Source organism: Enterococcus phoeniculicola ATCC BAA-412, from assembly GCF_000407505.1.
GTDB classification, from domain to species: domain Bacteria; phylum Bacillota; class Bacilli; order Lactobacillales; family Enterococcaceae; genus Enterococcus_K; species Enterococcus_K phoeniculicola.
On the sequence record NZ_ASWE01000004.1, the window covers coordinates 459,457 to 483,008 of the forward strand.

General features: G+C 35.8%; 18 protein-coding genes and 2 pseudogenes. 16 read left to right on the top strand and 4 right to left on the bottom strand.

Features of this window, described 5'->3' with window-relative positions; all coding sequences use genetic code 11:
- Window positions 1-147: 147 nt before the first annotated feature.
- The gene (locus I589_RS16125; RefSeq protein ID WP_342662915.1) at window positions 148-870 is read right to left on the bottom strand and encodes a GntR family transcriptional regulator; all 723 of its coding nucleotides are present in this window, start codon (window positions 868-870) and stop codon (window positions 148-150) included.
- A 120-nt stretch (window positions 871-990) separates the two neighbouring features.
- On the opposite strand from I589_RS16125, the gene I589_RS16130 reads away from it, so the two are divergent.
- The 4 genes and pseudogenes from I589_RS16130 to I589_RS16140 all read left to right on the top strand — a co-directional run bounded on the left by I589_RS16130 (window position 991) and on the right by I589_RS16140 (window position 5,414).
- On the top strand, window positions 991-2,772 hold the full coding sequence (locus I589_RS16130; RefSeq protein ID WP_010767377.1) for a glycoside hydrolase family 35 protein: 1,782 nt from the start codon (window positions 991-993) through the stop codon (window positions 2,770-2,772).
- A pseudogene (locus I589_RS18240) lies at window positions 2,772-2,861 on the top strand (PTS sugar transporter subunit IIB); the annotation flags it as partial. The gene I589_RS16130 and the pseudogene I589_RS18240, both read left to right, overlap by 1 nt.
- 550 nt (window positions 2,862-3,411) lie before the next feature.
- Window positions 3,412-4,323 (top strand): ABC transporter ATP-binding protein, encoded by a 912-nt coding sequence (locus tag I589_RS16135; protein WP_010767379.1) that lies wholly within the window; start codon window positions 3,412-3,414, stop codon window positions 4,321-4,323.
- Complete coding sequence (locus I589_RS16140) at window positions 4,323-5,414, top strand: ABC transporter permease (RefSeq protein ID WP_010767380.1); 1,092 nt, start codon at window positions 4,323-4,325, stop codon at window positions 5,412-5,414. Before I589_RS16135 ends, I589_RS16140 begins: the two co-directional genes overlap by 1 nt.
- 160 nt (window positions 5,415-5,574) lie before the next feature.
- On the opposite strand, the gene I589_RS16145 is transcribed toward I589_RS16140, so the two are convergent.
- Complete coding sequence (locus I589_RS16145) at window positions 5,575-6,450, bottom strand: MurR/RpiR family transcriptional regulator (RefSeq protein ID WP_010767381.1); 876 nt, start codon at window positions 6,448-6,450, stop codon at window positions 5,575-5,577.
- A gap of 198 nt (window positions 6,451-6,648) precedes the next feature.
- Here I589_RS16145 and I589_RS16150 point away from each other — a divergent pair, with 198 nt between their 5' ends.
- From I589_RS16150 to I589_RS16165, 4 genes are all read left to right on the top strand, one after another.
- A complete protein-coding gene (locus I589_RS16150; protein ID WP_010767382.1) occupies window positions 6,649-8,031 on the top strand; it encodes a 6-phospho-beta-glucosidase in 1,383 nt (460 codons plus the stop codon).
- Between the two features lie 258 nt (window positions 8,032-8,289).
- The gene (locus tag I589_RS16155) at window positions 8,290-9,162 is read left to right on the top strand and encodes a VOC family protein (RefSeq protein ID WP_010767383.1); all 873 of its coding nucleotides are present in this window, start codon (window positions 8,290-8,292) and stop codon (window positions 9,160-9,162) included.
- A gap of 377 nt (window positions 9,163-9,539) precedes the next feature.
- Window positions 9,540-10,085 carry a TetR/AcrR family transcriptional regulator C-terminal domain-containing protein gene (locus tag I589_RS16160; protein WP_010767384.1) on the top strand — a complete coding sequence of 182 codons (546 nt, stop codon included), beginning with the start codon at window positions 9,540-9,542 and terminating at the stop codon, window positions 10,083-10,085.
- 129 nt (window positions 10,086-10,214) lie between these two features.
- Window positions 10,215-11,129 (top strand): DUF5692 family protein, encoded by a 915-nt coding sequence (locus I589_RS16165; RefSeq protein WP_010767385.1) that lies wholly within the window; start codon window positions 10,215-10,217, stop codon window positions 11,127-11,129.
- An 82-nt stretch (window positions 11,130-11,211) separates the two neighbouring features.
- On the opposite strand, the gene I589_RS16170 is transcribed toward I589_RS16165, so the two are convergent.
- Complete coding sequence (locus I589_RS16170) at window positions 11,212-12,249, bottom strand: helix-turn-helix domain-containing protein (protein ID WP_010767386.1); 1,038 nt, start codon at window positions 12,247-12,249, stop codon at window positions 11,212-11,214.
- Between the two features lie 536 nt (window positions 12,250-12,785).
- Here I589_RS16170 and I589_RS16175 point away from each other — a divergent pair.
- The 8 genes and pseudogenes from I589_RS16175 (at window position 12,786) to tnpA (ending at window position 22,840) form a co-directional block, all read left to right on the top strand.
- Complete coding sequence (locus tag I589_RS16175; RefSeq protein WP_010767387.1) at window positions 12,786-14,015, top strand: MFS transporter; 1,230 nt, start codon at window positions 12,786-12,788, stop codon at window positions 14,013-14,015.
- Window positions 14,016-14,510: 495 nt separating this feature from the next.
- The gene (locus I589_RS16180) at window positions 14,511-16,274 is read left to right on the top strand and encodes a sigma-54-dependent Fis family transcriptional regulator (RefSeq protein ID WP_010767388.1); all 1,764 of its coding nucleotides are present in this window, start codon (window positions 14,511-14,513) and stop codon (window positions 16,272-16,274) included.
- A 214-nt stretch (window positions 16,275-16,488) separates the two neighbouring features.
- A complete protein-coding gene (locus I589_RS16185) occupies window positions 16,489-17,667 on the top strand; it encodes an iron-containing alcohol dehydrogenase (protein WP_010767389.1) in 1,179 nt (392 codons plus the stop codon).
- Window positions 17,668-17,773: 106 nt separating this feature from the next.
- Window positions 17,774-19,219 carry a CoA-acylating methylmalonate-semialdehyde dehydrogenase gene (locus I589_RS16190; RefSeq protein ID WP_010767390.1) on the top strand — a complete coding sequence of 482 codons (1,446 nt, stop codon included), beginning with the start codon at window positions 17,774-17,776 and terminating at the stop codon, window positions 19,217-19,219.
- A gap of 23 nt (window positions 19,220-19,242) precedes the next feature.
- Entirely contained in the window at window positions 19,243-20,649 is a 1,407-nt protein-coding gene (locus I589_RS16195; RefSeq protein WP_010767391.1) for a GntP family permease, read from the top strand.
- A gap of 463 nt (window positions 20,650-21,112) precedes the next feature.
- Window positions 21,113-21,643, top strand: a complete 531-nt coding sequence (locus I589_RS16200; RefSeq protein ID WP_010767392.1) for a helix-turn-helix domain-containing protein — start codon at window positions 21,113-21,115, stop codon at window positions 21,641-21,643.
- A gap of 56 nt (window positions 21,644-21,699) precedes the next feature.
- Window positions 21,700-22,188, top strand: coding sequence for a prolyl-tRNA synthetase associated domain-containing protein (locus tag I589_RS16205; protein ID WP_010767393.1), 489 nt, complete (start codon window positions 21,700-21,702; stop codon window positions 22,186-22,188).
- 196 nt (window positions 22,189-22,384) lie between these two features.
- Window positions 22,385-22,840: pseudogene (tnpA, locus tag I589_RS16210) on the top strand (IS200/IS605 family transposase).
- Between the two features lie 122 nt (window positions 22,841-22,962).
- On the opposite strand, the gene I589_RS16215 reads toward tnpA, so the two are convergent.
- On the bottom strand, window positions 22,963-23,388 hold the full coding sequence (locus I589_RS16215; RefSeq protein WP_010767396.1) for an 8-oxo-dGTP diphosphatase: 426 nt from the start codon (window positions 23,386-23,388) through the stop codon (window positions 22,963-22,965).
- Between the last annotated feature and the right edge of the window lie 164 nt (window positions 23,389-23,552).

Sequence of the window (23,552 nt, forward strand, 5' to 3'; positions counted from 1 at the left end):
GAAACTATCTGTTTGAAAAGTAGCAATAGAGAAAAAGAAATTCCATTGCTCTTTCATCTATTGCTCTTTTTTAGGAAAATACGCGCCCAAAAGGAAGCTTTTTAGCTGTTATGGAGGACGCGTAAATGTTTCGATTTTTTAGTTAGTTTATAAAGAATCAATCTTACTACAGTAATAATCCCAGCGTTTATAAGATTGGATAAATTCAATTGGACTTTCGTCTTCTAAAAAAGTTGTTCGTTCAACAAAACTTGTTGGTTCCTGAGTGTCAATTTCCAGTAGCTGAGCAACTCGATCTGGTGTAGGAAAACAAATGCGGTAGTATTCAACAGATGGTGCGGTAGTCATATGGAAATTGTAATCTTTGCGTAGTTTATCATAAATAGATATGAAACGTTCAGGATCGTTAATTTCATCGGAATGAATATAGCGAGCGGACAAGTAAGAATATTGCAAGAAAAAAGGAATATTGTTACTTTTTCTCACTCGTTCAATGCAATAAACTATTTCATTTTCAGCCGCATGCAAGATTTTTCTGATTTCAGGATTGGTTGATTCTGTGATAGAGATAACTTCAACAGAGGTTTCTTGGTCAGGATATTTTTCAACATCTGTAAAATGAACTGTTTGACCTAACTTTCCTTTTGAAACAAATCGTCCTTTTCCTTGGATACTAAACAGATAACCTTCAGAGACGAGCTCTTTTAGCGCCCGGATTACTGTAATCGAGCTCACGTTATACATATTCACTAACTCAGATTCACTATAAAATTTTTCGCCAGGTTCAAATTCTCCGTCCCTTAGTTTTTGTAAAAGGGTGTTTTTTATTTTTAAATATTTGGGGATCAAATATGAGTCAGTCCTTTCCAAAATAGAATGTTCATTTCTTAATATATTAAGAGTATAGCATATTTTAAAAAATAAATATTGAAAACGATTTCTACACGTGCTATTATCTTAATATATTAAGATAATAGGTTGGTGGAACAAATGAATTCAATAAAAGTAAATAAAGAGTTTGTCATCAATGGAGAAAACACAAAACTCGTATCAGGTGCAGTTCATTATTTTCGACTTGTTGAAGAATACTGGGAATATGCATTAGATCGATTGGTGGAGTTAGGCTGTAATACAGTAGAAACGTATATTCCTTGGAATTATCACGAAACAAATGAGGGAGATTTTGATTTTCATTCCTATGGACATAACATTGAAACGTTTATCCAACAAGCAGCAGATAGAAATCTTTTTGTTATTTTAAGACCCTCACCATATATATGTGCAGAATGGGAGTTTGGCGGCTTACCTTTTTGGCTGTTAAATAAGACGTGCAAAATTAGAAGTAGTGATCCTGCTTTTCTTACCTATGTGGAGCGATATTTTGATAAACTGCTTCCTATATTAAAGCCATTCCAATGGTCAGCAGGTGGACCTGTTATTCTGATGCAATTAGAAAATGAATATGGTTCTTATGGAAATGATAAAACCTATCTTCAAGAAATTTATCGAATAATGCGTAAATATATTGATATTCCGATTTTTACGTCAGATGGCGCATGGCAAGAAGCATTAGAAGCAGGAGCCTCTCCTAACAAAGACGTTTTTCCAACTGGAAATTTTGGTTCACGAGTGACAGAGAATATACAAAATTTAGCTCGATTTATGGACAAACATGGTATTGAAGCGCCTTTGATGTGTATGGAATTTTGGGATGGCTGGTTTAATCGTTGGAATGAGCCAATCATCCGCAGAGATCCTATAGAGCTCAGAAATGCAGTGAAAGAAATGTATGAGTTAGGAAGTTTGAATCTGTATATGTTTCAAGGTGGAACTAATTTTGGCTTTATGAATGGCTGTTCAGCTAGGGGAACGAGTGATTTACATCAAATTACCTCTTATGATTATGATGCTTTACTAACAGAGTGGGGCGATACAACACCTAAGTTTGAGTTGATTCAAGAGGTATTTTTGGAGGGGAAGAAAAGTGAAAAGACCACGGAAAATCATAGAAAAGTGCGCTTTTCTAATGTCACTTTTGTTGGTGCAGCTTCCTTGAGTGAAAATTTGGAAAAAGTAAGTACGGTTGTACAAAATACATGGCCGCTTTCAATGGAAGAGCTGGATCAAGGCTATGGCTATATTGTTTATAAATCTGATATTGGTGAGAAACGCCGTGTAGAACGAGTTCGCGTAATTGAAGCAAGTGATCGTGTCAAAATTTATGTAAACAATGAAGAAGTAGCCACCCAGTATAAAAAAGAAATCGGCTCCGAACTTTCATTTAATTTGGAAAAAGAAACGCACAATGAACTAATGCTTTTGGTGGAAAATATGGGACGAGTCAATTATGGGTCCAAGTTGCTAGCACCTACACAAAGAAAAGGTATTCGTGGTGGCGTGATGTTGGATTTGCACTTTCACTCTAACTGGCTACATTACTCTTTAGATTTTGATAAAATTTCTAATGGAAATTTAACGTTTAATCAAGAAAAAATAAATGGACCTGGTTTTTATAAGTTTGAGGTTTTTGTTGAAGAAACAGCGGATACGTTTATCGACTGTCGTGGTTGGGGAAAAGGGTGTGTATTGGTGAATGGATTTAATTTAGGTCGTTTTTGGGAAGTTGGTCCAACTGGCTATTTGTATCTGCCAGCACCGCTACTTAAAAAGGGTCTAAATGAAATGATAGTCTTTGAAACAGAAGGAATCTTTACTAATCAGTTACTGTTTTCAGAAGTGCCAATTTATATTAACGTAAAGAAAAAAGAATAATGGGAATTGAAAATGTTAGAATTGACGAGCGTTTAATTCACGGGCAGGTTGCAAACATGTGGACGAATTATTTACAAGCCACTAAAATTGCTTACCAGAACCAGCTTTAATATGCTAGATTTTGATGGTGTTATTTTCTTAGAAAAATTTTAGTAAAAGAAGGACCAGCAGATGAACGAAATCGTCACCTAGCAAATCCCAATATCCAGTTGTTAACTAAAAAAAGACTCTCTTGAAGAGGAAGCGCATGAGTTAGAAGGAGAATTTGAAACGTAGTCAATGAATCAAACTGATTTAAACTACATTCTAGAAAGAGTAGTTTATGTATAAGTAGTTGAGTGATTGATAAGACAAACGAAGTATGAATGTTTGTCTTATCAGTCACTTTTTTTGTGATGAAACGGGTGGAACACATTTATAGATGAATGACTTCACTGTATGTCAGCTAAAAGAAATGGTGGTTGTTATTTTGAAGAAACCATGCATCGTTAGAAATCATCTACGTTTCTATGTGAAAAAAAAGACAAGAATGAAATAATTCGGTCTTAAGTAGGAGTCACGAATCTTTTTTGAGAGGTATACTGGGTAATAGAAAAGTAGCGTGGTAGTTTTCTATTAAAAAGAGAAGGGGAGAAAAAAATGGCAAAATCAGTGTTGCAGATTAAGAATCTGTCAAAGCGTGTTGGAAAAAAAACGATTATACGAAACATTAATTTTGAAGTATACGAAGGAGAAGTTTTTGGTCTTCTAGGGCCAAACGGTGCAGGAAAAACGACAATTATTCGTTCCATTGTAAGTTTGATTAGTCGTACTTCTGGAACGGTTCTAATTAAAGGAATGGATGTTAGTGTTGACTTCAAAAAAACAATCAGTGAAGTCGGAGCAATCATTGAAAATCCTGAATTTTATATGTATATGTCAGGAATGGAAAATCTGAAACAATTTGCACGAATGAGCCGGAAAAATATTTCAGACGAAGAGATTAACAAAATTGTTGCAAAAGTGAAGCTAACAAATGCAATTAATCAAAAAGTAAAAACCTATTCATTAGGAATGCGTCAAAGATTAGGATTAGCACAAGCACTTATTCATAATCCATCCATCTTAATCTTAGACGAGCCGACGAATGGACTTGATCCACAAGGAATGGCAGAGTTTAGAGAAATCATTCGTGAAGTATCCAAACAAGGGACGGCTGTTTTGATTTCCAGTCATTTACTGGGAGAAATTCAACAAATTACTGATCGTTTTGCAATTATTGAAAAAGGGGAATTGACCCATATTGAAACGATGAGCGATGTTATGGAAGACAGTCATGGAAAATTCGTATTCAAGGTTTCTGATGTAAATAAAGCGATTGAATTATTACGCATGAAAGAAATTGATGCTGTTGAAGTGGGAAGTCAGTTAATCGAAGTAACGACAGTTGAGACTCAAATTCCAGACATGATTCGATTGCTCTCTGCTGAACTTGATCTCTATGCAGTCTCTGCTAAAACAAGTTCACTAGAAGAACGATTCTTTGAATTAACGGAAGGAGGAGAATTATAATGTTTACATTAATTAAAAATGAATTTATCAAACTGTTTAGTAAAAAGTCTAGTTGGATTTTGCAAATCATTCTTTTTGTTTGTATGTTGGGTATGGGTTTTATGATGATGAAATCAAATGAGAATATGCAGAGCTATATGCACAGTGAAGGGCAACCGGAGTATAAAGGTGGAATTAACGGATATAAAAATTCAGATGGAACGATTGTAAGTGAAGATCTCTATTGGAATTCTGTTGATGTGGATGAAAATGCTGAGTTAGTCTCTCTTACATTAGAAGAATCGATTCCGCAGCTTGAAAAAAATCTTGAACTTTATAAAAGCCATCCAAAGCAATATAGTAAAAGAGATATAAAGGCCACAGAAAAACAACTTGACTATTATAAGTCATATCTGGAAAAAGGAGAAACTCCTCCAAATCCTAATTCAGGAACGACAAGTGCCCAATTTTTCAGTTCTTTTGGACAAATATATGTACTACCAACGCTATTTGCGGTTATTATTGCGAGCATGATTATTGCGGCTGAATTTTCTGGTGGAACAATTAAGTTATTGCTGACTCGTCCATATAGTAGAATGCAAATTCTTTGGTCGAAATATATTGTGGCAATTCTTTATGGGTTATTGAGTAGTATAGTCATGGCAATATCAGCGTTTATCTGTTCATATATGCTTCCTCATCAATCTTTAACGTCAGCCTTAGCACAAGCAACTGGGGATAAAAATGCATTAATGATGGCAGGTCAGCTGTTTTCAAGTAACTTTTTACTCATGATTTTATATATTACCATTGCATTATTCTTCTCAGCTGTTATTCGCTCACAAGCGTTAGCTGTAGGCGTGGGTATGGGAATTTTATTCTCAGGAAGTATTTTAGGACAAATACTACCAGTTATTATCGAAAAATATGATTGGTTAAAATGGATTTTATTTAACCTATTAGGGTTAAATAATCAAGTAATTGATAGTGCCTATGCAGTGGGTGGAAATCTTAGTGTACCTGCTACGGTAGTGGGATTAATTATCTATATTGTACTAATTTATGCAGCAACACTTGCTTTGTTCAATAAAAGAGATGTTGCCTTATCATAGAAAATTTGTGACGAAAAAGTATATATTAAGAGTGGGACATAACTTAAACAGTTATGTCTCACTCTCTATTTATTTAGTGAGTTCTTACAAGTTTTATTGTTCTGTTATGCGGTCTGAATCATCTGATGAAATGCTTTTTTTACTACGTTTAGAAAATCAGCTACTCCTCTCGCATGACATCAACTGCAATCTTTCGTTTATCTACAAGCTGACCTAGGCGTTTTAGATGTTCTAAATTTCGTTCATAATTTTCCGCAAAGACAAGTGAATAAAGTGCATCAAGCAAAAATATAATTGAAATATTGGTGGTGAAGTTTCCAATTTTTGAATAGAGTTTCTCTCGTGTTGTTACAGGTAAAAAGCAGGTGCATTCACGAGATAGGCTATTATCTCCAATACTGGTGATGGCAATGGTAGGAACATCTCTTGATTTTAAAATTTGATTGATTTTTAGAATGGCTCTGTTTTCTCCAGAATAAGAAATAAGAATCGCACAGCCATTTCTAGGAACATTATATGCTTCATAATTTTCTTCCCCTTTTGTTGAAGAAAGAGTGACAGGTTTTCTAATCCGATTCATTTTTAACGCAAAATCTTGTGCAATTAATAAATTGGCGTTTTGTGAAAATACACGAATGACCTCAGCATTTAACAAGAGTTGTTTTGCATTAGAAAGACTGTCATGGTGCAATAAGGAAACAATATCATCAATAGTAGACTTCTCCAAAAATGCCAGTTTATTGATAATGGTCATCGTTGAATCTGTCTGTAAAAAAGGAAGATTTGCATCAACTTTTGTAAAATTCTTGCTAAGATAGTGCCATTCTTCTAAATAGGCTTGTTTTAAATCCTTCCAGCCAACGAATTGTAGCTTTTTTGCAATACGCACAAGCGTAGAGGGTTGAGTGAAGGTTTCTGTCGCAATTTCTTGAATGGTCATAGCCTCTAGCCGTTCTGGATGGTCTAGTAAAAATGAGATAGTCACACGCTCTGCCTGCGAAAAATCACCTGTCTCTAGTTGTTCTTTAATTAACATAAGTTTCTCCTTTTTTCAAAAATATCTTTTTTTTGTAAAAATATGAAAGTGCTGTAATTACTCTATTTAAAATCATTTTCAACGAAATAGGTATTAAAACAACTCTTTTGTATAATGAGTTTGGAAATAGGCTCAAACTATCGTTTCTCTATTTTCTTTATTTTATACTATTTTTGTAAACTATTGGAGGGATTATTTATGAAAAAAGTAAAAATTGCAACAATTGGTGGAGGAAGCAGTTACACACCTGAACTAATGGAAGGATTTATTAAACGATATGATGAGCTTCCTATTAAAGAAATTTGGCTAGTTGATGTAGAAGAAGGAAAAGAAAAACAGGAAATTGTCGGCGCGATGGCTCAACGGATGTGGGATGCGTCACCATATGATGTAAAAATATATACAACGTTAGATAGAGAAGAAGCGCTCAAAAATGCAGACTTTGTAACAACTCAATTTCGAGTGGGGCAGTTAAATGCACGAATTAAGGATGAACGAATTCCTTTTTCTTATGGAATGTTAGGTCAAGAAACAAATGGAGCAGGAGGAATGTTTAAGGCTTTTCGAACGGTTCCAGTTATCTTATCGGTTGTAGAGGATATGAAGAGACTTTGCCCAGATGCATGGCTCATTAACTTCGCCAATCCTAGTGGTATGGTTACAGAAGCTGTGTTGCGTTACGGAAAATGGGACAAGGTTATTGGATTATGTAATGTACCAGTCATGGCGAAAATGGGCGAATCGAAAGCATTAGGTGTTCCTAAAGAAGATTTAATTTATAAATTTGCAGGATTGAATCACTTCCATTGGCATAAGCTTGCTGATAAGAATGGGCAGGACATTACGAAAAAATTGATTGATACACTGTACGAAGAAGGAAGTGGTCTGCCAAAAAATATTTTTGATATTCCTTTTTACAAGGAGCAGTTAATGCAGATGAATATGATTCCTTGCGGGTATCATAGATATTATTATCGGGAAGAAGAAATGCTGAAACATGGACTAGAGGAATATGAAAATGAAGGAACACGTGCGCAGCAAGTGAAACAAATTGAACATGAGCTGTTTGAGCTATATAAAGATCCAGAATTAGATTATAAACCGAAACAATTGGAAGAACGAGGAGGAGCTTACTATTCGGATGCTGCTTGCGAAACGATTGCTTCCATCTATTCAAATGCTGATACGGAGATTGTTGTCTCTACAAGAAACAATGGTGCTGTGCCGGATTTACCAGATGACTGTGCAGTAGAGGTGACTGCATATATTGGTGCACAGGGAGCAAGAAATGTTGCCTTTGGACCACTTCCAACCGCTGAAAAAGGCTGGCTTCAAGTGATGAAGGCAATGGAACTATTGACAATTGAAGCTGCTGTAACGGGAGATTATGGGACAGCGCTACAAGCGTTTACGATTAATCCGCTTATTCAGTCAGGTGATACAGCAAAACGCATTATGGATGAACTGTTTATTGCTCATAAAAACTATTTGCCACAATTTGCCGAAACTATTGAACGACTTGAAAAAGAAAAAGTAACAATCAAAGACCCAATTGCCAACCAATTATCAAAAGAAGGATAGAAATGAACAGCTAAAGGTCAGACATTTCTTTGAGTAACCTGTCTTTCTAATCGAAAAAGAAGTAAGAATGTACTTACGATAACCTCCTTTATATGGACTGCTGTAATAAAAAAGAGCTGTGCAGAGGAGTGAGTCACCATTGTGTCTTACTTCTTTTTTCTTGTTGCAGGATAAGAGAAAAAAAGTAAAGCGCATTCTTTGTAGTTTGGTCTGTTTTCCTATATCTTTGAAGAAAAGACGATGGAAGGATGGTTTATTATGCCAAAATTTTCTCCTTGTTTGTGGTTTGATTCGGAGGCACTTGAAGCAGCTGAGCTTTACCTAGATGCATTTGAAGAAGGAGCACTTGGAACAATTTCTCATTATGTCGATGATTTGCATAAGCCTAAAGGAACAATTTTGACTGTGGAATTTACCATTGCCAATCAAACATTTTTGGGGTTAAATGGGGGAATAGAATTTCAGTTTACTCCTGCAATTTCATTTTTTGTCGATTGTGAAACAGATGAACAGTTTACACGTGTTTGGACCACACTTATTCGGCAGGGAAAGAAGCTAATGCCTGTACAAGAGTATCCATTTAGTAAAAAGTTTGGCTGGCTAGAAGATAAGTACGGTGTTTCTTGGCAAATCAATTTGAGTGGGAAAAAGCAATCGATAGCTCCAGCTTTTATGTTTCATGATGATGCGTATAAGAAGGCAGAAGAAGCGATGAATTTTTGGATAGATACTTTTGGGAATGCACAGATTGAATCCTATGAAAGAAACGAAGACGGCTCTATTAAACAAGCACTTTTTTCTATCCATGGGCAACCGTTTCGAGTGATGGATAACGCGATGCATCACGAATTTGACTTTTCAATGGCAACCTCTTTTTCTGTTGATTGTAAGGATCAACAGGAGATTGATTATCTGTGGGAACGCCTGACCACAGATGGAAAAGAGTGGCCTTGTGGCTGGATGGAGGATAAATATGGTATTTGCTGGCAAACAGGAGGCGTGCTTTTAGAAAAATATACAGATACAACGGATGTCAAACGAGCAAATCGAGTGATGCAAGCGATGTATCAAATGAAAAAAATTGATTTATCTATTTTGAAAGACGCCTACGATGGAAGCGAACATCATTAATCTCTAAAATTCTTTATCCACTATAATTTTTATGTGGTAAAGTGACAGAAAAGTAGCAGGCTTGGGGTGAGCTAGGTGCATAATGAAAGAAAAGAGTTTTGGAAAGAGACAGTTACGAATTTTTTTAGAAATATATCGTTTCTTAATGGTGATACATTCAACCGACAGGCAAATACGGAGCTTTATAGAAGAAAACAGACTCTGAGGAAGATAGAAAAAGAACGTAGGGAAAAGAGCAAGCTGTAAATTGGCTTGTTTTTTTTATTTCTGGGTTTGTGAGTTAGTTTTAATTATAGTAAACCTGTGAAACTAGGTCTTTGTTTATCCTCATTTTATCTATATAATAGAGCTATCGATGAATCAAGGAGCAAAATAAGATGAACGTAACGAAAAGAGCCTTGTCACAAGCGTTGAAAGAGTTGATGAATGACTATTCATTTGAAAAAATTACTATTCATGAGATTACGCAGAAAGCAGGTCTTTCAAGAAATACATTTTATTATCATTTTTCAGATATAAATGAGCTACTAGAGTGGACGTACGATAATGAAATTGTAAGCGGTCTAGAAACGTATGAGGATATACATACGTGGAAAGAGGGTTTGCTGAGTGTCCTAAACTATACGGAGAAAAACCGTAGATTTTGTTTAAACACCTTTCATTCTGTAAATAGGGAACGACTTGAAATATTCTTGTATGAGATTTGCTACGGTATGTTATTATCCATCATAGAAAGAGAATTTTCTGAGCTAGCTGATAAAAATGAGATAAAAAATCAAATAGCTGATTTCTATGGACGAGCGATTGTCGCACAGGTGATACATTGGCTAACTACTCGATTAGAAGAACCAAAAGATCAATTTATCACAAGAGTAGAAGGTGTGACAAAAGGAACAATCGAATTAATTATCCAAAATCACTAGATCTGTTGGGCAAAAGACTCCTTTTGCCCAATTTTTGTGCATTCCTTCTTTTTTGTTTATATGAATTTTCTTTAAAATTCGTATGATGGACTTGTGTAGCAATTATTTAATTATTTAGGAGGAGTGTTTATGTTTTTCTTTGAAAGCATGCCGTGGTATTCCGTGGTTATGTGGTTTGTGGTTGTTGGAGGACTTATGCTCATGAATGAATTAGCTCGAGCAAATAAGTGGGTTGCCATTATTTTATTTACAGCACTACCTATCTGTTTAACAATTTTTGTTTGGCCAACAACGGCAGGTGCGGGAAGTAGTACAGGAACATGGTTTCATTGGGTCAAAGTTTATTCGGCTCTAGCTGGTTGTCTTGGATTTTTGGCTTTACGTTTTATTAAAGGGGCAGATAAGTACAAGCTGATGATGGCTTTTCCAGCACTTATTTTAGCAGTTAATATTATGGAAGCTGTAATTCGTGATTTTCAAGTCTACTCTTTGCAAGGGATGGTTGATGGTGTGTACATGCAAGGTGGCGTGTGGAACATCATGAATGGTGTAGCCGGAATCCTAAATATCCTGACGATTTCTGGTTGGATGGGTATCCAAATCAGTAAGGATAAACAAAAAGATATGGTGTGGGCCGATCAAATGTGGTTCTGGATTATTGCTTATGACTTGTGGAACTTTGCATACGTTTATAACTGTGTTTCTGATCATTCATTTTATGCAGGATTTGGATTATTAATGTCCTGTACAATTCCAGCATTTTTCATTAAAAAAGGTGCATGGCTGCAGCACAGAGCACAAACATTGGCTTTTTGGATGATGTTTACGATGTCATTTCCTGCTTTTGTAGGAGAATCAACTTTTGCAGTCAAGAGCTCTCATAATACGACTGCGTTATTTGTCTTAAGCTTTGTTTCATTGGCGGCAAATATGGCTGTGATGATCTATCATCTTTACAGAATCAAAACGAAAAAGAGAAATGTCTTCAAAGAAGAAGTTTATGCCGGCTTAAAAGCATTTGAAGAAGTAAAACAAAATAATTAAAGAAGGATAAAAGGCGAAACGAATTCAAAAAAGAATTCGTTTCGCTTTCTTGTATAATGATGTGAAATCACGAGAAGTTTCTTTACTGATAGCTGTCTAAAAGTGCTAAGAATTCTGGTTCATTTTGTATAAAGGCTAATTCTGGATTACTGCGATAGTCTTTTAGATAAGAAATTGGGAATTTTGGTGTCTTTAGAGAATCTAGTTTATTTGTTATATGCTGATAGACCAAAGATTTTGATGATAGAATAGGGTTTGAAAAGGCAGAAAATAATTGTTTAAGTAAAGCGATTGTTTCTTTTTTTGCTTTTTTATGTGTAGCAACTTCAAGCTTTAATGATAGTTGGTAAATGTCGGTAATTTCAAGTATTTCACTGAGCTTTATTACCTGAGAAATATAGAACTCTGCTAATGACAAATTTTCTTCCTTTAAGGCATTGCGGACTAAAATGGAATAATCAACCATTAACATATTAGAAAGTTTTAAAATAGACTGTTCCGTTTTTGTATAGGTTTCGTTGATATCATCACTGTTTAAAGAAAGTAGTAAATCTAATGAACCAAATTCAATTTCTTCTTTTGTAAAACTATCTAACTGTGCAGTAGCTAAAGAAAGGTCTTTTTCTTTAAGTGAGAGATGAAAAAGGCTCTGTGTAGCAAGCTTGGCAATAGGTGCATCCTCACTATTTTTCAGCTCTTGCCAGAGCTGTTTTATTCTTTGTGCGATCTCAGGCTGCTTATCAGAAGGAAAGATAGAACTATTTGTTTGTAATTGAAAGGCACTGCTTAATTTCAAAAAATCGGAATGAGGATATTCCTTTAACTGTTCTTCAAGTAATGTTAAATAAGATTGCCAATCTGATTGTTCAACAAGAGGGTCAAGTTCACTAAAAAACTGATTGATTTCTTCTTTACTAATAGAATTTTTAAACAGCAACAAACTATTCACATCTGTTTTCAACTGCTTTGCTAAGGCTGGAAGAAGTGTGATGTCAGGATAACTGACGCCATTTTCCCATTTACTGACTGCAGGAGGCGTTACACCTAAGCTATTTGCCAGTTCTTCTTGTGTTAATCCAAGGGCTTTTCTTCTCTTTTGAATCTCTTCATGTAGTTTCATACATTCACTCACTCCTTTATTTTATTATGTACTTTGTTTTTCATTTGTACAATTGACTATTTGTTTTCTTTTTCTTGAAGAACTTAACCAATAGTTAAATAAAAGCTTTCTGGAAATAAAATAGTGATATGAATTTAATTTACGTTCTGATGAAATGTGACATCGGATTTATTATGTGAGTTTCTGATGAAGGAAATACTGAAAAAACATCTAAAAGAGAAGAGGTCTATTTGCTTGAATACTTTTATATACAAACATCTGATAATTCTAGATATTCTAAAAAATGAAAAGGCAGATGTAAAAGAGCTGATAAACATATATTTTCTTATAAAATGGTAGATATCTTCATTAAACCGACTATCTTTTTACTTAGTGAAATGATAGTCTCTTGACATCTTTTTATTTAGGTGATAATCTAAACAACGCTTAATGATTCATCGGAGGGCTTTAAAGCTGGATAAGATGATTGGGAATTTCCCAATGTCTTATCCAGCTTTTTCTTGTTTGTAACCCTAAAAAATAAGGAGGAGAATCAAATGCAAAGAACTACAACTGGTACGTCTTTATGTCGTCCGCAAAAATATTTAGGAACAAAGGGGCTTATCTTACTGATTTCGTTGATGGGAATGTTTATTCCATTATCCATTGATTTATATTTGCCAGCGATGCCAGAAATGAGCACCTATTTTCAAACGACGTCATTAATGGTTAATCTTACTTTGCTTGCGTTTTATTTCTTTTTTGCAGTAGGTATTATTCTATTTGGCACGTTTAGTGATAAATATGGAAGAAAACCGATTTTGTTTATTTGTCTATTTTTTTATATGACAGGTAGTCTGCTTTGTGCATTTGCTGGAACGATTCACGGTTTAATTGGATTTCGCATCATTCAAGCATTAGGTGCTGGTGGAGTGATGGCTATTTCCACAGCGCTGGTAAAAGATTGTTTTGAAGGGAAATTGAAAAGTAAAATACTAGCGGTTGTTCAAGCGATGGGTGTGTTGGCGCCTATGATCGCCCCTATTGCCGGAGCGTTAATTCTACGCGTGGCTAATTGGCGAGTAACTTTTGTTGTTTTAGCTGTGATTGGACTCTTAACTTTTTTTGGTGTTCTTCTTTTTCAGGAAACGTTACGAATAGAAGATCGGTATCATGGGACAATCACAGGGTCATTAAAACAATTGATTGTTGTTGGGAAAAATAAAGGTTTCAGCAGTTTTCTATTCATTACAGCACTTATTGCAGCCCCTTATATGGCATATATCACCATGTCTTCTTATATTTATCAGTCGGTCTTTTTATTAAATGCTCAAAGCTATAGCTACTATTTTGCTGTGAATTCAGGACTAGCAGTTCTTGGCCCGATTCTTTATATACAATCCATTGGGAAACTTTCGCCAAAACGATTTACGTGGCTTTGTTTTACTATTGCATGTGTGAGTGGTCTCTGTGTTTTTTTATTTGGGAACTTCTCGCCATTAGTCTTTCTCATTTGTTTTGTCCCATTTACTTTAGTAGAAGGGGCAATCCGGCCCTTTAGTACAGATATTTTACTAGAACAACAAAAAGAAGATATTGGCGCAGCGTCCTCTTTGATTAATGCGATACACACTATTTTAGGAAGTGTGGGTATGGTGTTAGGCTCATTAAGATGGGAAAATATGATTCATGGTCTAGGAATTTTAATGATAGGAATGACGGCTGCAGCTCTAATTATTTGGCTTCTTGTATTAAAAAATAAGGTTGCGATAAAAGGGATAAACTAGACTAGGCGGATGATTTTAAAGTCATAGTTGAGAGATGCGATGTAACGATAAGTCACTTCTTGAATTTGGAATTATTTCCAAAGACTATCCTTATTCAAATTAACATAAACATACTTGAGTTATTGCTATTCAACCTTATGTAATCAACTGGATGATGAGTCAATAGATTCTCTGTCAAGGACAGTCTTGAATAAATTGGACGAACGATTCAAGGATTGAGCTGAGATTTTGTACTTCAACTTTCCTAAAACTTCCCATGAAATCCGGTGAGGTTAGTAAATTTTTATGAAAATCTGCCTATAGTTAGCTAAGTATAACCAAAAAAATAACGAAAACTGTGAATGCCCTAAAAATAGGTAGACACAGTTTTTTGAGCCTGAGCATGCCAAGTTTACCATCCATTGCTATTTTCATTGATTATGATAGGATGAATATAAGAAATTCACAAAGTAGAATTGTTTTAAATAAATATTTTTTGTGTGAGGAGGGAATTGGATGTTTGAAAAAACAAAAATGAAAACGTATACAAATGTGGACCCAGTAGCCAAGTGGATGACTAAAGAAGTAATTTATATAAGAGATAACGAAACAGTTAGTCGGGCAATCGATATTTTAGATAATCACACTATTTTTGGAATTCCAGTAGTAGATGAGGAACATCGCTTCTTAGGCTTAATGTCAAAGACCGTTATTATGAATTATATTTCTAATTCTTCAGTATTTAATCTTCCGGTTTCTCAAATTATGCTCGTTGAATGTGAAACGATTCATCCGGAGTCGTCGATTGATGAAGCTTCTGGTCTAAAAGGAGGCTGTTTGCCAGTCGTTGATGAAGCAGGCAGACTCGTTGGGATAATCACCCGAACGGATATTATTCGCGCAAATGCCTTTCGATTGGATGAAGCAAAAGAACAAGTCGATTATGCGGAAACCCTTAAATTAGTGCTTAATTCGGCTTATGAAGGAGTTGTGGTTGTCAATAGTGACGGATACATACAGGAAATTAATGAGTCTTACTGTCGGATTATTAATTGCCGTAGAGAGGAAGTTCTCGGACGAAATGTTGTTGAGGTCATTGAAAATACTCGATTAGATGTCATTGCAAAGACAGGAAGAGAAGAACGAGGACATATTCAGCGAATTGCAGGACAGGATTTGGTGGTACACCGTATTCCAATTTTTCAAAATAAACGACCTGTGGGTGCAATTGGAATGTTGGTTTTCAAAGATATTTCTGAAATGAATGTCCTTTATAATCGAATTAACGTACAAAAACATCAGAGCAAGGAACGTCAACGATTAAAACAACAGGCATCTATTTTAGATGCGATTATCGGTCAGTCTTCAGAAATAAAAGCAGCGAAAAAACGTGCAGCAAAAGCTGCTGCTTGTTCGTCTAATGTATTCATTACAGGGGCAAGTGGAACAGGAAAAGAAGTATTTGCAAAAGCAATTCATGAAATGAGCACATTTTCTGAAGGGAAATTTATTTGCGTGAATTGTTCAGCTATTCCTGAAAGTCTATTAGAATCAGAACTATTTGGCTATGAAGAAGGGGCATTTACGGATGCAAAGCGAGGAGGGAAACTTGGGAAATTTGAACTAGCTGATAAAGGAACCATCTTCCTTGATGAAATTGGTGATATGCCTTTTAGCATGCAAGCAAAGCTTTTACGTGTGATTCAAGAGCGAACTATCGAGAGAGTCGGCTCAACGGAACAAAAACGTGTCAATGTCCGAATTATTACGGCGACCCATCGAGATTTGAAAAAAATGGTTGAAGAGGGAACCTTTCGAGAGGATTTATATTATCGAATTAATGTTATTTCATTAAAGCTACCTTCTTTAGCAGAGCGCAAAGAAGATATTTCATTATTTTTAACTAAAGGAATCGAAGAGTTTGTTCAACAATTTGGCTTTGAAAGAAAGCAGTTGTCTAGTGAAGCAACTGCATGTCTTGAAGCGTATCATTGGCCTGGAAACATTCGGCATCTGTTAAATGTCTGTGAATCATTGGTCGCATTGACTGATGGACCACTCATAGGAGTGAACGATTTACCTATCGAAATTCAAGAGTACTATTATGAACAGACAATGTCTTTGAATGAAGCAAAGTTAAGCAAAGTTGAGCAGCAGGAAAAGGAACTAATACGTAAAAATTTACTACTATATAATGGCAATAAGACACTGGTATCGAAAGAATTAGGTATTCCAAGATCAACCTTCTACGAAAAAATTAAGAAATATGAATTAGTTTGATTGAGTGTCCAGATTTGAGAAAATATTGACAGAAACGTTCGAAATACGGACGTTTTTTTCTTTGGTTAAAACAAACAAATTTATGAAAGCGCTAACTTGTCTAAGCTTTGCTATTTGGCACGCGACTTGCTTATAACAATATGACAGACAGATTACTGCAGAATTTGTTTTGAAAGATTTATAGAAAGCCATTTTATTAGAGGAGGAACAAAAGATGAGCGTGTCAAAATTTGAAATGCCAAATCATGTATTATATGGAGCAGATTCATTAAATCAACTAGGTGAGGTAACTGCAAAACATGGAAAGAAAGCCTTAATCGTAAGTGACCGTATGATGGAAAAGTTTGGTTATGTTGAACGTTGTGTGAACTTATTAAAAGAATCAGGCGTGGAATCAGCGCTTTACCTGGATGCAAACACAGAGCCTACAGATATTTTTGTTGATGATGCACTAAAGGTTTGTAAAGACTTTGATGCGGATGTGATTGTAACGATTGGTGGCGGAAGCTGTATCGATACCGCAAAGGCAGTATCTGTGGTGGCAACAAATGGAGGATACATAGGCGATTATATGGGGGGAAAAACAATGGCAAGTGTTCCTCCAATTCCATTGATTGCCGTTCCAACAACTGCGGGAACTGGTTCAGAAGCAACCGATGTGACAGTGATTACTAATACAAAAGAAGATATCAAAATGATGATTAAACAGCATGCATTCTTACCGAAAGTTGCGATTGTTGATCCAATGTTAACGATGTCTGCACCCAATCATGTAACTGCTGCAACTGGAATTGATGCGTTATGTCATGCGATGGAATCTTATATTTCAAAAAAAGCGCAGCCAATGACACGCATTTTCTCTAAGAGTGCGATTCAGTCAATCGTACAAAATATCAAGCATGTTTATAATCATGGCGATGATGTCGTTGCTCGTGAAAAATTATCTCTTGCTGCATTAGAAGCCGGAGTAGCCTTTTCAAATGCTTCTGTAACACTTGTCCACGGAATGAGTCGTCCAGTTGGTGCAATGTTCCACGTTCCTCATGGAGTTTCCAATGCAATGCTATTACCAGCAGTTTTGGAATTTACGCGAGAAGCGGCTATGGATGATTTAGCAGATTTAAGTCAGCTAATTTTACCAAACACAGCTGGAAAATCAAAAGAAGAATTAACGGATGAATTGATCAAAACAGTGAAAGAGTTATGTTCTGATTTAGAAATTCCAAATATGAAAGGTTGGGGAATTGACCCCGAAGAATTTTTAGCAGCGATTGATAAAATGGCCACTGACGCTCTAGCAAGTGGAAGTCCAGGCAACAACCCTCGCGTTCCGACACATGAAGAAATCATGGACTTATATAAGATTTGTTATGACTATGATTTTTCTAAATAAAGTGTAAATTCAGGTTCCTACTTTGACTGTCATGACTCAAAACGAATACTTGAAACATGACAGTCTGTCTAAAATAAAAAAATTTAAAGCAAAGGGAGTTTATCTAATGGTAGAAATTTTAAAAAATTATATTAATGGTGAATGGGTAACCGCAACAGCAACACAGACAGAGGATGTGCCAAATCCAGCTACTGGAGAAATCATGGCAAAGGTGCCTATCTCTAATTCTGTAGACTTTGAAAAAGCAGTTGAAGCGGCAGATGCAGCATTTGAAGGCTGGAGTAACACACCTGTACCAAGACGGGCACGTATAATGTTTAAATATCAGCAATTATTAATTGACCACTGGGATGAGTTAGCAGAAATTATCACAAAAGAAAATGGAAAAAGTTTAGCAGAAGCAAAAGGGGAAGTACAGCGCGGGATTGAAAATGTTGAATTTGCAGCAGGCGTCCCAACCTTAATGATGGGTGAACAGCTTCCTGATATTGCAACAGGAGTAGAATCTGGTATGTATCGCTATCCAATCGGTGTTATCGGTGGAATCACACCATTTAACTTCCCGATGATGGTTCCATGTTGGATGTTCCCAATGGCAATTGCTACAGGCAATACCTTTATTTTAAAACCATCAGAGCGTACACCGCTATTAGCAAATCGCTTAGCAGAACTGGTAAAAGAAGCAGGATTTCCAGATGGTGTATTTAATATTGTTCATGGGGCTCATGATGTTGTCAACGGAATTTTAACACATGAAAAAGTGAAGGCAGTTTCCTTTGTGGGATCTCAGCCAGTAGCTGAGTATGTTTATCGCACGGCAGCGGCGAATGGTAAACGTGTTCAAGCCTTAGCAGGAGCAAAAAATCATTCGATTGTTATGCCAGATGCGGATATGGATTTAGCAGTAAAAAATATTACCGCAGCAGCATTTGGATCGGCTGGAGAACGCTGTATGGCGGCAGCAGTGGTTGTAGCAGTAGGTGAAATTGCTGATGAGCTGGTGGATAGATTAAAAACAGCAGCAGATGAAATGGTTGTGGGAAATGGGTTGGAACCTGGGGTATTCTTAGGACCAGTTATTCGTGAAGGGCATAAAGAAAAAACAATTGGCTACATTGAATCTGGTGTTTCAGAAGGAGCGAAATTGGTTCGAGATGGTCGATTAGATAAAGAAGTTAGTGACAAGGGATACTTTGTTGGCGGAACGATTTTTGATGAAGTAAAACCAGGAATGAAAATCTGGAATGAAGAAATCTTTGCACCTGTTTTATCAATCGTTCGTGTGGAATCGTTAGAAGAAGGAATTGCGATTGCGAACCAATCTGATTTTGCAAATGGTGCATGTCTGTATACAGATAGTGCTTCAGCGGTTCGTACATTCAGAACGAAGATTGACGCAGGAATGTTAGGTATTAATTTAGGGGTTCCTGCACCAATGGCCTTCTTCCCGTTCTCAGGTTATAAAAAATCATTTTACGGAGATTTGCATGCAAATGGAAAAGACGGCGTAAATTTCTACACACGCAAAAAAATGGTTACAGCGATGTACTAAAATGACTTCTGAGGTGAAAGTTTATGGAAATCATCATTATTTTACTAGCTTTAGGGCTATTGATGTTTGCAGCATATAAGGGGCATTCAGTGATTATCTTTGCCCCTTTATGTGCACTGCTTGCTGTTGCGATTTTGTCACCAGCACAAATCTTACCGTTTTACAGTAATATCTTTATGGTGAAAATGGTCGAATTTGTAAAAAATTATTTTCCAGTATTCTTACTAGGTGCCATTTTTGGTAAATTAGTTGAAATGTCTGGGGTGGCAGAATCAATTGCTAACACAATTATTAAAGTAATCGGTGCCAAACGGACTATTTTATCGATTGTTCTGCTATGTGCAGTACTGACTTATAGTGGCGTTAGTTTATTCGTTGTTTCGTTTGCAGTGTATCCATTTGCCAAGAAACTATTTATGGCTGCAGATATTCCTAAACGATTGATTCCTGGAACAATCACCTTAGGAGCTATCTCATTTACAATGGATGCATTACCGGGGACTCCACAAATTCAAAATGTCATTCCTACCAGTTACTTTAATACAACCTTATATGCCGCACCGATTTTAGGTCTAATTGGCTCAATCTATGTATTAATTGTCGGCATGATTTATTTAGAAAGAAAGTCAAAGAAATATCGTGCAAAAGGTGAGGGGTATTTTGCTAGCGAGCGAAATGAAAAAGAAGAACAATCTGTATCAGACGAAAAAGAAGAAACAGTAGGTCGTCGAATTGCAGCGTTTGTCCCACTTGTGTTGGTAGGGGTTGCCAACAAAATGTTTACAACGTATCTTCCAAAATGGTATCCAAATGGGTTTGACTTTAGTGAAATTGGACTTGAACAGTTTGGCGTAATTGAAATTCAATCGGTGTTGGGTGTTTGGTCGGTAATTTTAGCGCTACTATTAGGAATCATTGCAACAGTTATCTATAATCCAAGAATTTTCAAGGATATGAAAGATGGAATCAATCAAAGTATCGGTGGCTCTTTACTTGCTGCGATGAATACAGGTTCTGAGTATGGGTTTGGTGGGATTATTGCAGCACTACCAGGCTTTGCCATTTTACAAACAGGACTTGGAAATGCCTTTACAAATCCGCTGATTAATGGTGCAGTGAGTACGAACGTGTTAGCTGGGATTACAGGTTCTGCTTCTGGCGGGATGAGTATTGCGCTAAGTGCGATGGGGGATAAATTTATTCAAAATGCAACTAATGCTGGAATTCCATTGGAAGTTATGCATCGAGTGGTAGCAATGGCATCAGGTGGTATGGACACGTTGCCGCATAACGGCGCAATCATTACACTCTTATCAGTAACCGGACTGACACATAAACAAGCCTATAAAGATATTTTTGGTATTACACTTTTAAAAACAAGTGGGGTAATTGTAGTGATTGCAGTATACTACTTGACTGGCTTAGTATAAGAAAGATTTTATAATCTGTTTACTTAAAAAGAAGCAAAATAAAGTTTAGAAAAAACTACTCGTTGAAAATCAGCGGGTAGTTTTTTATCTTTTGGATTGTCCTGTAAGGGCTAACTAGACAAGCGGAAAATAACTGAAGATTTTCACTAATCAAAAGCAGAAAATTCAGATGAAAAGTTAAATACCTATAAGGTGTAAAAACCGGACTAGAAAACATAAGATAGGACAGACACAATATACGAGGACAATCAGATTGGTTAGATTAGCATGTGCTAGGAAAAATTTTGAAAGAGGATTATTTGTTTACTTTTTATAGACAGAAGATTAGTTTACTTTTATTAGAAAAATATTTTTAAAGAAAAAAAGTTGATTTAACAGCATTAGTAATCACTTTCTATTGCTCTTTTTTAGATTATTGTTACTATTTTAGTTAAGAATAGGAAAAAGAGATGAGGAGAATTTGATGGAAATCAGCGAAATTTTAAAGAAAAAACGAAAAGAACGAAATTATACACAAGAAGAGGTAGCAAAGAAATTATTTGTTTCACAAAAATCAATCTCTAACTGGGAGAGAAACAAAACGTATCCAGATATTGATAGTTTGATTCGATTAGCTAACCTATATGATCTTTCGTTAGACAGCATACTTTTAGAAGGCTCGGCTATTGTAGAGGATATAAAGGAACAAGCGGAGATACGGAAATTAAGAATCGTGTCAATTTTTCCGCTTCTTGTAAATCTGGTGTTACTCTTTTTGTTGGTGGGTCAAAAATGGCTTGGACAATTAACAGATAAAATAAGTTATCTACTGATTCTTTCGCTAATCATGAATTTTATTTCTTTATTTTTTATTAAAAACAAACAGATAAAATTACAAAAGAACCATGCTTATCAGCCTAGTAGAAACAAGCAAATATTAGTCATTGTTCTCATTTTATTCATTACGGTAAGTGCATGTCTATTTATCTTAAAAATTCCTGATATTATTGGTTAGTTTTTTTGAATGCAAAAAAACGTATAGATAAATATGTTAAAGAAGGAGGAGACGGTATGGATAGAAATGAGGTACTAGATTTATTGAAGCAAGAGAATATTGATTATTTGATGGAAGAACATCCAGCGGTTGAAACCATTCAAGAGATGGAGCGATTAGCGTTACTCAATTCAGAAACAATTGTAAAAAATATTTTTCTTAGAGATGACAAAAAAAGAAATTATTATTTACTGATTGTTGAGAAGTCAAAACAAATCAATTTAAAAGAGTTGAGAAAACTTCTTGATACACGTCCACTTACGTTTGCCTCAGAAAAGGATTTATTTGATTATCTTGGATTAGTAAAGGGAGCAGTGACCCCGCTGGGTTTATTAAATGATACTACTAATCGAGTGCAGCTCGTGATTGATGAAGAGATAAAGCAGTTCGCAACAGTAGGCGTTCATCCAATAGATAATGAGGCGACGGTTTGGTTAGCGCTAGATGACTTGCATAAAATCATTAAGAAAAATGGAAATGAGATCAGATATATCTCTCTAAAATAAAAACCTATCTTAGCACCTTAATGGTTGCTAAGATAGGTTTTATTGTTAATGACTTTAGTCGGTTTCAATCGCTAAAGTGATTGAAACAAAAAAACCACGCGTACTGCGCGTGGAAGAAGTAGCTTTAGCGATAAAACTCCTTTCGATATACTAGATAAAGGCTACCAACCGTTATCAAATCGAAAGGAGTTTTTTTATGTCAAATGGCGATAAAAGTTTAGCACATACTCGATGGAATTGTAAGTATCATATTGTGTTTACGCCAAAATACAGACGAAAAGTCATTTATGGAAAGTTAAGACAAGATATTGGGAAAATATTGAGAAAACTGTGTGAAATGAAAGAGGTAGAGATTATCGAAGCCCATGCGATGCCAGATCATATTCATATGTTAGTAAGAATCCCGCCTAAACTGAGTGTATCAGGTTTTATGGGCTATTTAAAAGGGTGAAGTGCTGTAATTATCCATGAGCGTCATGGGAATCTGAAATATAACTATGGGAATCGATCGTTTTGGGCCAAAGGATATTACGTGAGTACTGTAGGATTAAATCAAAAAACAATTGCAAAATATATACGAGAACAAGAAGCAGAAGATCGAGTAAGAGATAGTATAAGTAAAAGAGAGTACAACGACCCATTTAGCAAATAAAGACTAGAAAAAAATAGAGAGATAGCGGTTGGCGGTCTCTTAAAAAAGCTCCCTTGAAGGGAGCAGCAAGTAGTGAGCCCTTCTAGGGCTATTAAAAAGCCACCCGCTATGCGGGTGGATATTTACTCAGAGTTATCTTTAAAATAAAATTGTTTTTCTTGAAAAAAAATTGGAAGAAGCTGATTTAACGTTCCTGCTAAGCTTTCTTGAGACAGTTCTTCTTCTGAAACCCATAGTAAGGGTTCTTCAGTGTCTTTCAGATAATCTTCCATTGTCTTTGCAACAAACAAAGCAGCTAGCTCACGTTTGCCAGAGGAATCGTTAAGCCACTCGGAAATACCTACTAGAAAAGGAAGGACCTCTAATCCGGTTTCTTCTTTTATTTCTCTTTTCATTGCTGATAAAATATCTTCACTTTTTTCCACATGCCCACCAGGAAACGTCCAACCTGGCCAATCTTTTTTCTGACGATCTTGAATGAGTATTTGTCCTTTTTGGTTACGAATCATACACATGGTTGTCAATTCTACCTGAAGCTCACGACTCATTTTTCACAACCCCTTAAGTAATATGTAGCAAGTATAGCAAAGGGGACAATATAGGACAATCCTTTTTAAGAGAGAACAAGTTCAGACATTTTACATCCTATACACATTAACGCCTATTTACATAAAACTCAGTAAACAGACAGGATTTTTAGCATAGCAAATAA

Coding starts and splice junctions, on each gene's coding strand:
- I589_RS16160 (WP_010767384.1), top strand. CDS start 9,540: ATGAACGTAACGAAAAGAGCCTTGTCACAAGCGTTGAAAGAGTTGATG.
- I589_RS16155 (WP_010767383.1), top strand. CDS start 8,290: ATGCCAAAATTTTCTCCTTGTTTGTGGTTTGATTCGGAGGCACTTGAA.
- I589_RS16190 (WP_010767390.1), top strand. CDS start 17,774: ATGGTAGAAATTTTAAAAAATTATATTAATGGTGAATGGGTAACCGCA.
- I589_RS16175 (WP_010767387.1), top strand. CDS start 12,786: ATGCAAAGAACTACAACTGGTACGTCTTTATGTCGTCCGCAAAAATAT.
- I589_RS16180 (WP_010767388.1), top strand. CDS start 14,511: ATGTTTGAAAAAACAAAAATGAAAACGTATACAAATGTGGACCCAGTA.
- I589_RS16145 (WP_010767381.1), bottom strand. CDS start 6,450: ATGTTAATTAAAGAACAACTAGAGACAGGTGATTTTTCGCAGGCAGAG.
- I589_RS16130 (WP_010767377.1), top strand. CDS start 991: ATGAATTCAATAAAAGTAAATAAAGAGTTTGTCATCAATGGAGAAAAC.
- I589_RS16170 (WP_010767386.1), bottom strand. CDS start 12,249: ATGAAACTACATGAAGAGATTCAAAAGAGAAGAAAAGCCCTTGGATTA.
- I589_RS16185 (WP_010767389.1), top strand. CDS start 16,489: ATGAGCGTGTCAAAATTTGAAATGCCAAATCATGTATTATATGGAGCA.
- I589_RS16135 (WP_010767379.1), top strand. CDS start 3,412: ATGGCAAAATCAGTGTTGCAGATTAAGAATCTGTCAAAGCGTGTTGGA.
- I589_RS16200 (WP_010767392.1), top strand. CDS start 21,113: ATGGAAATCAGCGAAATTTTAAAGAAAAAACGAAAAGAACGAAATTAT.
- I589_RS16215 (WP_010767396.1), bottom strand. CDS start 23,388: ATGAGTCGTGAGCTTCAGGTAGAATTGACAACCATGTGTATGATTCGT.
- I589_RS16205 (WP_010767393.1), top strand. CDS start 21,700: ATGGATAGAAATGAGGTACTAGATTTATTGAAGCAAGAGAATATTGAT.
- I589_RS16140 (WP_010767380.1), top strand. CDS start 4,323: ATGTTTACATTAATTAAAAATGAATTTATCAAACTGTTTAGTAAAAAG.
- I589_RS16195 (WP_010767391.1), top strand. CDS start 19,243: ATGGAAATCATCATTATTTTACTAGCTTTAGGGCTATTGATGTTTGCA.
- I589_RS16150 (WP_010767382.1), top strand. CDS start 6,649: ATGAAAAAAGTAAAAATTGCAACAATTGGTGGAGGAAGCAGTTACACA.
- I589_RS16165 (WP_010767385.1), top strand. CDS start 10,215: ATGTTTTTCTTTGAAAGCATGCCGTGGTATTCCGTGGTTATGTGGTTT.